This window comes from Streptomyces sp. NPDC028308 (genome assembly GCF_055565855.1).
Genome location: NZ_JBVHTO010000013.1, coordinates 95,485 through 108,032 on the forward strand (window position 1 = coordinate 95,485; position 12,548 = coordinate 108,032).

At 72.5% G+C, this 12,548-nt stretch carries 12 protein-coding genes and 2 tRNA genes; 7 read left to right on the plus strand and 7 right to left on the minus strand.

Features of this window, described 5'->3' with window-relative positions:
- Window positions 1–214 precede the first annotated feature (214 nt).
- Together ACZ4VA_RS29290 and ACZ4VA_RS29295 are read right to left on the minus strand one after the other, a co-directional pair.
- Complete coding sequence (locus tag ACZ4VA_RS29290) at window positions 215–859, minus strand: alpha/beta hydrolase family protein (RefSeq protein ID WP_356238242.1); 645 nt, start codon at window positions 857–859, stop codon at window positions 215–217.
- A gap of 1 nt (window position 860) precedes the next feature.
- The gene (locus ACZ4VA_RS29295; RefSeq protein WP_356168512.1) at window positions 861–1,700 is read right to left on the minus strand and encodes an SOS response-associated peptidase; all 840 of its coding nucleotides are present in this window, start codon (window positions 1,698–1,700) and stop codon (window positions 861–863) included.
- A gap of 50 nt (window positions 1,701–1,750) precedes the next feature.
- On the opposite strand from ACZ4VA_RS29295, the gene ACZ4VA_RS29300 reads away from it, so the two are divergent.
- The 4 genes from ACZ4VA_RS29300 (at window position 1,751) to ACZ4VA_RS29315 (ending at window position 5,425) form a co-directional block, all read left to right on the plus strand.
- Window positions 1,751–2,473 carry a M50 family metallopeptidase gene (locus ACZ4VA_RS29300; protein ID WP_355784242.1) on the plus strand — a complete coding sequence of 241 codons (723 nt, stop codon included), beginning with the start codon at window positions 1,751–1,753 and terminating at the stop codon, window positions 2,471–2,473.
- Between the two features lie 111 nt (window positions 2,474–2,584).
- A complete protein-coding gene (aroA, locus tag ACZ4VA_RS29305) occupies window positions 2,585–3,925 on the plus strand; it encodes a 3-phosphoshikimate 1-carboxyvinyltransferase (protein WP_468083062.1) in 1,341 nt (446 codons plus the stop codon).
- A 16-nt stretch (window positions 3,926–3,941) separates the two neighbouring features.
- On the plus strand, window positions 3,942–4,952 hold the full coding sequence (rsgA, locus tag ACZ4VA_RS29310) for a ribosome small subunit-dependent GTPase A (RefSeq protein ID WP_355784248.1): 1,011 nt from the start codon (window positions 3,942–3,944) through the stop codon (window positions 4,950–4,952).
- A 149-nt stretch (window positions 4,953–5,101) separates the two neighbouring features.
- Window positions 5,102–5,425, plus strand: a complete 324-nt coding sequence (locus ACZ4VA_RS29315) for a DMT family transporter (protein WP_355784251.1) — start codon at window positions 5,102–5,104, stop codon at window positions 5,423–5,425.
- Window positions 5,426–5,488: 63 nt separating this feature from the next.
- On the opposite strand, the gene ACZ4VA_RS29320 is transcribed toward ACZ4VA_RS29315, so the two are convergent.
- The gene (locus ACZ4VA_RS29320) at window positions 5,489–6,112 is read right to left on the minus strand and encodes a TetR/AcrR family transcriptional regulator (RefSeq protein WP_356168505.1); all 624 of its coding nucleotides are present in this window, start codon (window positions 6,110–6,112) and stop codon (window positions 5,489–5,491) included.
- Between the two features lie 312 nt (window positions 6,113–6,424).
- Between ACZ4VA_RS29320 and hisN the strand changes: the two genes are divergently transcribed.
- The gene (gene hisN, locus ACZ4VA_RS29325) at window positions 6,425–7,225 is read left to right on the plus strand and encodes a histidinol-phosphatase (RefSeq protein WP_468083065.1); all 801 of its coding nucleotides are present in this window, start codon (window positions 6,425–6,427) and stop codon (window positions 7,223–7,225) included.
- A 205-nt stretch (window positions 7,226–7,430) separates the two neighbouring features.
- Entirely contained in the window at window positions 7,431–7,823 is a 393-nt protein-coding gene (locus tag ACZ4VA_RS29330; RefSeq protein WP_356168501.1) for a CBS domain-containing protein, read from the plus strand.
- 85 nt (window positions 7,824–7,908) lie between these two features.
- On the opposite strand, the gene ACZ4VA_RS29335 is transcribed toward ACZ4VA_RS29330, so the two are convergent.
- Window positions 7,909–9,378 (minus strand): catalase, encoded by a 1,470-nt coding sequence (locus tag ACZ4VA_RS29335; protein ID WP_355784261.1) that lies wholly within the window; start codon window positions 9,376–9,378, stop codon window positions 7,909–7,911.
- A gap of 126 nt (window positions 9,379–9,504) precedes the next feature.
- Between ACZ4VA_RS29335 and ACZ4VA_RS29340 the strand changes: the two genes are divergently transcribed.
- The gene (locus tag ACZ4VA_RS29340) at window positions 9,505–9,921 is read left to right on the plus strand and encodes a Fur family transcriptional regulator (protein ID WP_355784264.1); all 417 of its coding nucleotides are present in this window, start codon (window positions 9,505–9,507) and stop codon (window positions 9,919–9,921) included.
- 138 nt (window positions 9,922–10,059) lie between these two features.
- On the opposite strand, the gene ACZ4VA_RS29345 is transcribed toward ACZ4VA_RS29340, so the two are convergent.
- The 3 genes from ACZ4VA_RS29345 to ACZ4VA_RS29355 form a co-directional block, all read right to left on the minus strand.
- Window positions 10,060–10,133, minus strand: a tRNA-Met gene (locus ACZ4VA_RS29345).
- 145 nt (window positions 10,134–10,278) lie between these two features.
- Window positions 10,279–12,093, minus strand: coding sequence for a tetratricopeptide repeat protein (locus ACZ4VA_RS29350; RefSeq protein WP_356168498.1), 1,815 nt, complete (start codon window positions 12,091–12,093; stop codon window positions 10,279–10,281).
- A gap of 365 nt (window positions 12,094–12,458) precedes the next feature.
- Window positions 12,459–12,532, minus strand: a tRNA-Met gene (locus tag ACZ4VA_RS29355).
- Window positions 12,533–12,548: the final 16 nt, after the last annotated feature.

The following is a 12,548-nucleotide window of genomic DNA, read 5'->3' on the forward strand; positions in this document are numbered from 1 at the left end:
CGGTCCGCCCGCCGCCCGAATAGGGGCGGTCTTCGCCGCGTGCAGAACCGACCACTCCAGGTCAGCGGCGCTGCTGCGGCTCGGGCAGATGGTCGAACCCATGCGGCGGACTTCCTCTCGTACGAACGGTCAGCACCTGCGTGTGCTGTCTGATCCGCACAACATCCGCCCATCGGCGGGCATTCCCGTGGGCGTGCCGCGTGCGTCACGCGGGTCACCGGAGTGACATGAGCCACTTCGCCGTCGCGTCGGTGATGATCCGCAGCGCCTCGTCCGGCTCGATCGGGGCGCGCTTGGGTACGGCGAGGCCGTGATCGCCGTAGGGCACCTCGACGAGCTCGTGGGGCCCTTCCGGGAACTCCGCGGGCCTGCCGAAGGGGTCGTTGCCGCCCTGCACGACGAGGGTGGGCACGCCCGCGTCGAGCAGTTCGGCGGCCCGGGACTTCTCGGGCCTGCCCGGCGGGTGGAGCGGGAAGCTGAGCGCCAGGACGGCGTGGGCGCCGAGCTCGCGCGCCGTCCGGCAGGCGACCCGGGCTCCGGCGCTGCGTCCGCCCGCGACCACCGGCAGCCCCGGTGCGCACAGGGCCGGCCACAGTCCCCGCCATCCGGCGTCCAGCGTCCCGGGCGCCGGCGCCAGCTTCTTCCCGGCCACCCGCCAGGGCTGCTCGACCAGGGCGACGCTCACCCCGTGGCCGGGCAGCGTCCGGGCCAGCGCCTGGAGGTCAGCGGCCCCGATACCGCCGCCCGCGCCGTGGCTCACGGCGAGGACGAGCCGGGCCCGCTCGGCGGGATGCCAGGTCACGCGGGCCGTGCCGGTGTCCGTCTCGACCGTCTGTGTCACGTGTGTCGCGTCTGTCACATCAGAAGAGTGTGCCCTCTTCGGGCCCCTCCAGTTCCTTCAGCAGCTCCGGGCCGTTGTTGCGCACGTTGCTGACGGCGGTGGAGACGGGGTAGGCGCGCATCAGCCCGGTGGGCGGCGGCGCGAGCAGTCCGCGGAGGTCGTCGGCGTCGGTGCGCGCCGGGTCGAGCCAGGCGTCCCAGCGGTCCGGGGTGAGCATGAGGGGCATCCGCGGGTGGATGTCGGCCAGCGCGCGCGGGCCTTCGTCGGGCGCTGCGGCGAGCGGCGCGGTCTCCGCCTCGGTGGTGATGACGGAGCACGTCACCCACCAGGCTCCGGGGTGGTCGTCGGGGAGCGTCCGGTCGCGCCAGAACTCGTACAGCCCGGCCATCGCGAAGACCGATCCGTCCGCGGGCGTCACGAAGTACGGCTGCTTGCGCGGCCGCTTCCGCCTGCCCTCGACCTCCAGCTCGCGCTCGGCGGACCCGGTCACCCACTCGTAATAGCCGTCCGCCGGGATGATGCAGCGCCGGGCGGCGAAGGCGCGGCGGAAGGAGGGCTTCTCGTGCACGGTCTCCGCGCGCGCGTTGATCATCCGGGCTCCGCCGTCGGGCGTGGTGGACCAGGACGGGACCAGCCCCCACTTGAGCCTGCGCAGCTGGCGGACCGGCTTCCCCGGCGCGGAGGAACTGGCGGACGCGGACCCGGCGTCCTTCACCGGGCGGTCGAGGACGACGTGGACCTCCTTGGTCGGGGCCACGTTGAAGTCGGGGGCCAGGGTCTCCTCGGGCTCCCACTTCTCGATCTCGAAGATTCCCGCGAGATCCTCGGGCCTGCGACTCGCTGCATACCGTCCGCACATACGTGCCAGACTGCCAGATTCCGCGACACCAGAGGGAGCCATCGCCGACCATGGACAGCACCGCATCCACCTCCGCGGCCCAGCTCTGGGACCAGATATTCGGCAGCCAGCCGGACCCGGATCTGTGGGTGGTGATCGCCACCGCGGCGGCCGCGCTGGCGGTGATCGTCCCGCACGGGCTGTGGCGCCTGTCGCGCAACGCGATCACCATCGCCCACGAGGGCGGGCACGGCCTGGTCGCCCTGCTCACCGGGCGCAGCCTCAGCGGCATACGCCTGCACTCCGACACCAGCGGCCTGACGGTCAGCCGCGGCAAGCCGACCGGCCTCGGCATGATCCTGACCGCGGCCGCCGGCTACACCGCGCCACCGCTCCTCGGGCTGGGCGGGGCCGCCCTGCTGGGCGCCGGGCACATCACCGCGCTGCTGTGGCTGGCCACCCTCCTGCTGGTGGCGATGCTGGTGATGATCCGCAACGCGTACGGCGCCCTGACCGTGCTGCTGACCGGCGGTACGTTCCTGCTTGTGTCCTGGCTCGCCGGACCGCAGGTGCAGGCGGCGTTCGCGTACGCCGTGGTGTGGTTCCTGCTGCTGGGCGGGGTCCGGCCGGCCTTCGAGCTCCAGGCCAAGCGCCACCGGGGCAACGCGGGCGACTCCGACGCGGACCAGCTGTCCCGGCTGACGCACGTGCCCGCCGGGCTGTGGCTGTTCCTCTTCCACGCGGTGTCCCTGTGCTCCCTGATCGGCGGCGGGCGCTGGCTGCTGGAGGTGTGAGCGGCGGCCGGCGGCGCGGACGCGGCCGGTTCTTACCACCGCTCTGTTTCGCTCGGATTTCGCCGCTTTTGATCAAGATCTCCGCCCATCGGCAACCACTAAAGTGGGGGCATGACCGTTAACCCCGCGCACACCGCCCTCTGGCCCGCCCCGCACGCAAGCGGAGCCGTCGACGCGACGGTCCACGTGCCGGGGTCGAAGTCGGTCACCAACCGGGCGCTCGTGCTCGCCGCCCTCGCCTCCGAGCCCGGCTGGCTGCGCCGCCCGCTGCGCTCGCGCGACACCCTGCTGATGGCCGGTGCGCTGCGCGCGATGGGGGTCGGCATCGAGGAGACGGTCTCCTCCAGCTCCACCGTCGCGGTCGGCTCCGACGGCACGGGCGAGGCCTGGCGGATCATCCCGTCCGGCCTGCACGGCCCGGCCACGGTCGACGTGGGCAACGCGGGCACGGTGATGCGCTTCCTGCCGCCGGTAGCCGCGCTGGCCGACGGCCCCATCCGCTTCGACGGCGACCCGCGGTCGTACGAGCGCCCGCTGCACGGCGTGATCGACGGGCTGCGCGCCCTAGGTGCCCGGATCGACGACGACGGCCGCGGCACGCTGCCGCTGACCGTCCACGGCGGTGGCGCCCTGGACGGCGGGCCGGTGGAGATCGACGCCTCGTCCTCGTCGCAGTTCGTCTCCGCCCTGTTGCTGTCGGGCCCGCGCTTCAACCAGGGCGTGGAGGTGCGGCACACCGGATCGCGGCTCCCCTCGATGCCGCACATCCGGATGACGGTCGACATGCTGCGCACGGTCGGCGCCCAGGTGGACACCCCGGAGTCGGGCGGCGAGCCGAACGTCTGGCGGGTCACGCCGGGCGCCCTGCTCGGCCGCGACCTGACCGTCGAGCCCGACCTCTCCAACGCCCAGCCGTTCCTGGCGGCCGCGCTGGTGACCGACGGCAAGATCCTCATCCCCGACTGGCCCGAGCACACCACCCAGCCCGGGGACCGGCTGCGGGAGATCTTCACCGAGATGGGCGGTTCCTGCGAACTGACCGACCGGGGTCTGGAATTCACCGGATCGGGTTCGATCCACGGTATCGACGTGGACCTCGGCGAGGTCGGCGAGCTGACCCCCGGCATCGCGGCGGTGGCCGCCCTCGCCGACTCCCCCTCGACCCTGCGCGGGGTGGCCCACCTGCGGCTGCACGAGACGGACCGGCTGGCCGCGCTCACCAAGGAGATCAACGAACTGGGCGGCGACGTCACGGAGACCGCCGACGGCCTCCACATCCGTCCGCGCCCGCTGCACGGGGGCGTCTTCCACACCTACGAGGACCACCGCATGGCCACCGCCGGCGCGATCATCGGCCTCGTCGTGGAGGGGGTCCGGATCGAGAACGTGGCGACGACGGCGAAGACCCTGCCGGACTTCCCCGATCTGTGGACCGGAATGCTCGGGAACTGACGGGCGGACACGGATCATGCGCCGTTACGGCAAGCACACCGACGAGGACGACATCCGCAGCCGCCCCAACCGCAAGGGCAACCGGCCGCGTACGAACATCCGGCCGAAGCACGAGGAAGCGGTCGAGGGCATGGTCGTCACGGTCGACCGGGGCCGGCTGACCTGTCTGGTCGAGGACCGCCTGGTCACCGCGATGAAGGCGCGCGAGCTGGGCCGCAAGGCCGCGGTCGTGGGCGACCGGGTGGCGATCGTGGGCGATCTGTCCGGCGAGAAGGACACCCTGGCCCGCATCGTGCGGATCGCGCCGCGCAGCTCCGTCCTGCGCCGCACCGCCGACGACGACGATCCCTACGAGCGCGTGGTCGTCGCCAACGCCGACCAGCTCGCCATCGTCACGGCCCTCGCCGACCCCGAGCCCCGCCCGCGGCTGATCGACCGCTGCCTGGTGGCGGCGTACGACGGCGGCCTGGAGCCCCTGCTGGTGCTGACGAAGTCCGACCTCGCGCCGCCGGACGAACTCCTGGAGCTGTACGGGACCCTGGGCGTGCCGTACGTCGTGACCAGCCGGGAGGAACTGGAGAGCGGCGAGGCCGTGGAGCGGGTGCGCAAGCAGCTGGACGGCAAGATCACGGCGTTCGTCGGGCACTCGGGCGTCGGCAAGACGACCCTGGTCAACGCCCTGGTCTCGCTGGACCGGCGGCGCAGCACCGGCGTCGTCAACTCCGTCACCGGGCGCGGCCGGCACACGACCACGTCGGCGCGCGCGATCCCGCTGCCCGGCACGGCCGGCTGGGTCGTCGACACCCCGGGCGTGCGGTCCTTCGGGCTGCACCACGTGGACCCGTCCCGCGTCATCAAGGCCTTCCCCGACCTGGAGCCCGGCACCGAGGGCTGCCCGCGCGCGTGCAGCCACGACGAGCCGGACTGCGCCCTGGACCAGTGGGTGGCCGACGGCCACGCGGACCCGGCCCGCCTCTACTCACTGCGCAGGCTGCTCGCCACCCGGGAACGGAACGAGGACGACTGACCGGCGCGCGGGAGGGGCGGGGGCCCTCCCGGGGAAGACGGCTGACCTCCGCGTTGTTTGCCTCCGCGGCATGTCGGTAAGGGCATAATCGCAGCGAGCCCGATCCGAGCCAGGCGAAGCAGTCGACGTGGTACGCGGGAGGACAAGACATGGCGTGGCTGCTGGTCGTTGTGGCGGGCTTCTTGGAGACCGGCTTCGCCGTCTGCCTGAAACTCTCGCACGGCTTCACCAGACTCTGGCCGACGGTCGCGTTCTGCATCTTCGCGCTCGGCAGCTTCGGTCTGCTGACCCTCTCCCTGAAGAAGCTCGACGTGGGGCCCGCGTACGCGGTGTGGACCGGCATCGGTGCCGCCGGCACCGCCATCTACGGGATGATCTTCCTCAACGACCTCGTCTCCACCCTGAAGATCGTCTCGATCAGCTTCGTGATCATCGGCGTGATCGGGCTCCAGCTGTCGGGCTCCACGCACTGACGTCGCCCTCCGCCGCGCACGCTCTCTCCAACAGGCTTGCAGCCATGGGTGATTGGCGGGTGCTCAGGACGCGGCTCCCAGGGTCCGGGGCGGCGCGGTGAGCGCGGACCGCACCAGCTCCGTGACCCCTCCGGTGCCCGGCGGAGCCGTCACGCAGGAGAGGGAGAGGCGTACGACGAGCTCGCAGGCGCGGGCCAGTTCGGCGGCGTCGGACCGGGTGGTGCCGGGTCCGGAGAGCGCCGAGACCGCCCGGTCGCGCACCAGACCCACGAAGTCGGAGGGCGAGGGCAGGGGCCCGTCCGCCCGCCGCTGCGCCGGCACCGCGGACGAGGACGGCACCGGCGAGAGCGTCGGCGAGGGCAGCCGCTCGCTCCAGCAGCCGGTGAGCATCGCCCGTACCAGCGCGTTGCCGCGGGCCGCCGACGCGGTCCACTCGGCGGCCGCGACCAGGCGCTCGCGCGGGTCGGCGGGGGCGGCCAGGGCCCGCTCGACGCCCGCGAGATAGCCGTCGGCCTCGCGGCGGACCAGGGCGCGGGCGAGCCCTTCCTTGCTGCCGAACTCGTTGTAGAGCGTCTGCCGGGACACACCGGCCACGGCGGCGACGTCCACCATGCGCACGGTGGACCACGGACGGCGTGCGAGCGCCGTGAAAGCGGCGTCCAGCAGGGATTCCCGCGCTGCAGGCATCTTCGCCTCCCAGGGGCGACCGGCTCCGCACCTCAGGTTTGACGGGCGGGAGGGCACTGTCAAGGGTTCGCGGCGGCGCCGAGGGGGCGTGCACCGGACACCGCACGCGGCCCGCTCCGCCGGCCCGGCGGCTCGGCACCGGCCGCGCGCCGGGGTGTGGACGAGGATCACCGACCTCCCCGCCCTGCGGCGTCCGGCCCGTCGGCCGGTCGTGGTGATACGGGCGAGGTGCTGTGGCGATCCCGGGCCGGGCCCCCGTATCGGGCCGGGCCCGTGTGGCCCTGCGGCGAGGCGGACAGATACGGTTCTGTCATGCCCGACTATCGCGATGACCTGCGCCTCGCCCATGTCCTGGCGGACGCCGCCGACGCGGCGACCATGGGCCGGTTCAAGGCACTCGACCTCAAGGTGGAGACCAAGCCGGACATGACGCCGGTGAGCGAGGCGGACAAGGCCGCCGAGGAGCTCATCCGCGGCCAGCTCCAGCGGGCCCGGCCGCGCGACGCGATCCTCGGCGAGGAGTACGGCGTCGAGGGCACCGGCCCCCGCCGTTGGGTGATCGACCCGATCGACGGCACGAAGAACTACGTACGCGGCGTGCCCGTCTGGGCCACGCTGATCTCCCTGATGGAGGCGGGCGAGGGCGGCTACCAGCCGGTCGTCGGCGTCGTCTCCGCGCCCGCGCTCGGCCGGCGCTGGTGGGCCGCGAAGGGCCACGGCGCGTTCTCGGGCCGCAGCCTGTCCGCCGCCACCCGGCTGCACGTCTCGGGCGTCTCCCGCATGGCCGACGCCTCCTTCGCGTACTCCTCGCTGACGGGCTGGGAGGACCAGGGGCGCCTCGACGGCTTCCTGGACCTCACCAAGGCGGTCTGGCGCACGCGCGGCTACGGCGACTTCTGGCCGTACATGATGGTCGCCGAGGGCTCGGTCGACATCTGCGCCGAACCCGAGCTCTCCCTCTGGGACATGGCCGCCAACGCGATCGTCGTCACCGAGGCGGGCGGTTCCTTCACCGGCCTCGACGGACGCCCGGGCCCGCACGGCGGCAACGCCGCCGCGTCGAACGGCATCCTGCACGACGAGATGCTCGGTTACCTCAACCAGCGTTACTGACGGCCCGTCCGCACCCGCGTCACCCGAGTGTCCACGGCGGTCTCCTGCGGTTCCTGAGCGCCTCCGTGACCCGTGTGCGCCCCTGAACTCGCCTCCCGCGCCCTCTTGTTGACCCTCCCTTTAACTGCGACTCTGAGAGTCCCCCCACTTGTGAACTTGTGAACCGCTTCTCGTCGGCGTTTCACCAAGGAGGTGGCTCCATCCCATGCTCGTCCGCGACGCCATGAGCACGGTGGTCCTCACCATCGGCCCGGCACACACCCTCCGCCAGGCGGCCCGGCTGATGTCGGCGCGCCGCGTCGGCGCGGCCGTCGTCCTCGACGAGGAGGCCGGAAACCTCGGAATCCTGACCGAACGCGACATCCTCAACTCGGTGGCCCTCGGACAGGACCCGGACACCGAGACCGCAGGCACCCACACCACCAACGACGTCGTCTTCGCCACCCCCGCCTGGACCCTGGAGGACGCCGCGGCGGCCATGTCGCACGGCGGCTTCCGCCATCTGATCGTGCTCGACGCCGCAGCCCCGGTCGGGATCGTCTCGGTCCGCGACATCATCCGCTGCTGGGCACCGGCCCGGCAGCACGCCACCGCCTGACCCGGCCCTCGTACGCGCGAGCGGGCCGGACCCCCGGTACAGGGGATCCGGCCCGCTCCCTACGGCAAGCGATCCAGTGCCGGCATCAGCCGCGGAGGGCCTGGACCGCGGCCTCCAGCCGCTTGCCGAAGTCTCCGTCGGCCTGACGGAAGTTGTTGATCGCGCGCTCGGCGATGTCGTCGCGCGAGACCTTGGCGATGAAGCCCGCCAGGTTGTCGACCAGACGGCCCTTCTCGTCCTCGGACATCAGGCGGTAGAGGTTGCCCGCCTGTACGAAGTCGTTGTCCTCGGCGTGGACGGGCGCCTCGCTGTTGCCCGTGACCCCGGTGACCGGCACGCCCTGCCACAGCGGGCGGTCGCTCTGGAACGGGCCGCCGAAGCTGTTCGGCTCGTAGTTCTTCGCGCCCTTGTGACGGCCGTCGTACAGGAAGCCGTCACGGGAGTGGGTGCGCGCCTCGGTGGCGTGCGGGCGGTTCACCGGCAGGTGGTCGGCGTTGATGCCGACGCGGTAGCGGTGGGCGTCGCCGTACGCGAAGAGGCGGCCCTGGAGCATCTTGTCCGGCGAGGGACCGATGCCCGGCACGAAGTGCGCGGGGCTGAAGATGCTCTGCTCGACCTCGGCGAAGACGTTCTCCGGGTTGCGGTTGAGCTCCAGCTTGCCGATCTCGACCGGCGGGTAGTCCGCGTGCGGCCACACCTTGGTGAGGTCGAACGGGTTGAAGCGGTACGTCGCCGCCTCGGCCGCCGGCATGATCTGCACCTGCACGGTCCAGGTCGGGAACTCGCCGCGCTCGATCGCCTCACGCAGGTCCCGCTGGTGCGAGTCGGGGTCGAGACCGGAGACCTTGACGGCCTCCTCGGTGGTCAGGTTCTTGATGCCCTGGTCGGTCTTGAAGTGGTACTTGACCCAGAAGACCTCGCCGGCCTCGTTGTTCCACTGGTAGGTGTGCGAGCCGAAGCCGTCCATGTGGCGGTACGAGGCGGGGATGCCCCGGTCGCCGAACAGCCAGGTCACCTGGTGGGTGGACTCGGGCGACAGACCCCAGAAGTCCCAGACGTTGTCCGCCTCCTGCGAGCCCGTGTACGGGTCGCGCTTCTGGGTGTGGATGAAGTCGGGGAACTTGATGGCGTCCTTGATGAAGAACACCGGGGTGTTGTTGCCGACGAGGTCGTAGTTGCCCTCTTCGGTGTAGAACTTCAGCGCCCAGCCGCGGGGGTCGCGCACCGCGTCGGCGGAGCCGAGGTTGCCTGCGACGGTGGAGAAGCGCAGGAAGGTCTCGGTCTGCTTGCCGACCTCGGAGAGGAACGCGGCCCGGGTCCACTGCGAGACGTCACGCGTGAGCGTGAAGGTGCCGTAGGCCCCGGCGCCACGGGCGTGCACGACACGCTCCGGGATGCGCTCACGGTTGAAGTGGGCGAGCTTCTCCAGGAGCAGCTGGTCCTGTACGAGGACGGGGCCGCCGACGCCCGCGGTCTCGCTGTTCTGGTTGTCGGCGACCGGCGCGCCGGCCTCCGTCGTAAGCGGTCCCTGCGTCACGTGCGCCTCCTGCGTCATACCCGTCTTGTCCTGTCCCTTGGCCAATGCCGAACTCGATCCTACGATAGACTTTGTCTAAGTCAAGTGAACTTCCAAAGTCACACCTGTTCGGGATCTGGTCCCCCTGCTGTTAGGCTGGTGCGCATGAGTGACCTGTTGGAACGACTGCGCGGACGCGGCTGGCGCATGACCGCGCAGCGACGTGTCGTCGCCGAGGTCCTCGACGGCGACCACGTCCATCTGACGGCCGACGAGGTGCATGCCCGGGCCGTCGCGAAGCTGCCCGAGATCTCCCGGGCCACCGTGTACAACACGCTGGGTGAGCTGGTCTCGCTCGGCGAGGTGCTGGAGGTGGCCACGGACAAGCGCGCGAAGCGGTACGACCCGAACGCCCACCGGCCCCACCACCACCTGGTGTGCGCGCGGTGCGGCGCGATCAAGGACGTCCACCCGGGCGGCAACCCGCTCGCCGACCTCCCCGACTCCGAGCGCTTCGGCTTCACGGTCTCGGACGTCGAGGTGACGTATCGCGGCGTCTGCCCGAACTGCGCGAGCGCCTGACCCACACGCACCACCCGAAAGCCCCCGGCTCCGATGGACGCCGGGGGCTTTTCGCATCCGCGCCCGCCCGGCGGCCGGTGGACGCACGCGAAAACACCGAAGGCCCGGAACCATTGGTTCCGGGCCTTCGGCCTTCAGTAGCGGGGACAGGATTTGAACCTGCGACCTCTGGGTTATGAGCCCAGCGAGCTACCGAGCTGCTCCACCCCGCGTCGGTGAAATGAACACTACGTCAACCGGGTGGACAGGCGCAAATCACTTGGACGTCAGACAGATCACGCACCCGGCTCACGCCGGTGCGCGCCGGCCGCGGCGACCCCCGTGCGAGTCGCCGGCGGGCGCGGGCAGGGCGGCCGGTCAGGCCGTCAGCTCCTGCCGCAGGGCGTCCCGCAACCGGGCCGCCCGCTCGGCCACCTCGGCCGGCCCGAGGGACACGGCCCGGTCGGCCCACCGGGACCCCTCGGCGAGCTCGCCACGACGCGCGTAGACGAGCGCGAGCCGCAGCGCCGCACGCCCGTGCCCCGCGTCGGCCGCCCGCGTCCACCAGAGGGCGGCCTCGGGCTCGCTACCCTCCCGGGCCAGCAGCAGCCCGAGATTGAAGGCCCCGTTGCGCGACCCGGCCTCCGCGGCCTCGCGGTACCAGCGCGCCGCCTCCACGACATCGCCGCGCGCGGCGGCGAGCATGCCGACCCGCACCTGTGCACGCCGGTGCCCCTGCGCGGCCGCCCGCTCGTACCACTCCTCGCACTCCGTCTTCTCGTGCGCGGGCTCCCCCAGCTCGTGGGCGGGCGCCGGCGGCCGCCGGGCGTCGAGCACGGCGGCGAGCCGGTACGCGGCCTCCGCGCTGCCCCCGCCCGCGGCGCACCGCAGATGGCGCTCGGCGGCGGGCTCGTCCCCCTCGCGCAGCCGCGCGATGGCGACCTGGAGCGCCGCCTCGGTGTGCCCGGCGGCGGCCGCCCGCTCGTACCACCGCAGCGCGGCGGCCTCGTCCTCCTCGCCACCGCGCCCGGCGTGCAGGATGCCGAGGTTGAACGCGGCGTCCACGCTCCCCGCCTCGGCCGCCTTGGAGAACCACGGCTCGGCCCCGGCGGCGTCGCCGACCTGGAGCAGCAGGACGGCCAGCGCGTTCGCGGCCTCCCGGTGCCCGGCGTAGGCGGCGCGCCGGTACCACTGCTCGGCCTGTGCGGTGCGCCCCTGCTCGGCGCAGAGCAGCCCCAGGTTGTACGCGCCGTTCACGTCGCCCGCGTCCATGGCGGCGCGGTACCACCGCTCGGCGGTCTGGTGCTCGCCGCGCTCGGCGTGCAGCGCGCCCAGGGCGTTGGCGGCGTTGCCGTCGCCGTCCTGGGCGGCCCGCAGCCACCACACGGCGGCGCTCTCGGTGTCGCCCGCGTCCCGCAGCAGGAAGCCGAGCGCGCACGCGGCCCTCGCCTCGCCGTCCTTGGCGGACGTCAGGTACCAGCGCCCGGCCTCCTTGAGATGGCCGCGCTTCTCCAGGATCGCCCCGAGGTGGAGCGCGGCCCGCCGGTGCCCGCGGGCGGCGGCCTGCCGGTAATACTGGGCGGCCTCCTCGCCGCCCGCCCCGATGACACCGTTGTCAGCGCCGACCTCGCCCGCGTCGGCCGCCTTGCGGTCAAGGGTGCGCGCCAGCCGGTACGCCGCCTCGCGGTGCCCGCGCTCGGCTGCGGCGCGCATCCAGCGCTCGGCGCCGGGGTCACCGCGGTGCTCCAGCAGGTCCGCGAGCGCGTACGCGCCGAGGGCGTGCCCCTGCTCGGCGGCCTGGCGCAGCCAGTACTCGGCGGCGGGCTCGTCCCCGCGCTCGCGGTGGTGCCGTCCGAGGGCGTGCGCGGCGGCCGCGGAGCCCGCGACGGCGGCGATCCGCCACCAGCCGGCGGCCTCCTCGGCGTACCCGCGCTGATGCAGGAGGACGCCCAGGTTGTTGGCGGCTGCGCGGTCACCGGCGGCGGTGGCGGCACGCAGCTGAGGCTCGGCTCCGTCGAGATCACCGCGGCGCAGCAGCATGGCTCCGAGGACACTCATCGCCTCGGCGTCGCCGGCTTCCGCGGCGAGCCGTTGACGTGCCTCCTCGGCGGCCTCGCCGGTTTCGTCCCGGTCGGAAGGCTGCACAAAACGCCCTGTCTCCAACAGAGTTGCCTTGTCCCCCATAACGTCCATCGTCGCACCACCTGCAACCCGGGTACACCTGGTATACCGCAGTCAGTGAGGTCACTTCAGCGTTTTGTCGACATGCCCACAGAGAGACAAGTCAAACACAGATCTGCCAACTCGCCCCGCAGGCAGCGCCCTTCAGGCGCGTCGGCGCCCAACTCCGCACGCACGTACACACCTTCCGTACGCGCGTCCACGCGGCGCCCGCACAGCCCCTCGGCGCCCGTCCACACGTCCGGACGGACCCGCCCCGTCGCGCGTCCCGGACCGCGCGCTCGCCCCCGGCAGGACACGCCCGCTCCCCCGCTTCCCGTGCCCACGCACACATGACGAAGGCCCGGATCCATAGGATCCGGGCCTTCGCCTTTCAGTAGCGGGGACAGGATTTGAACCTGCGACCTCTGGGTTATGAGCCCAGCGAGCTACCGAGCTGCTCCACCCCGCGCCGTTGTGTTGCAACC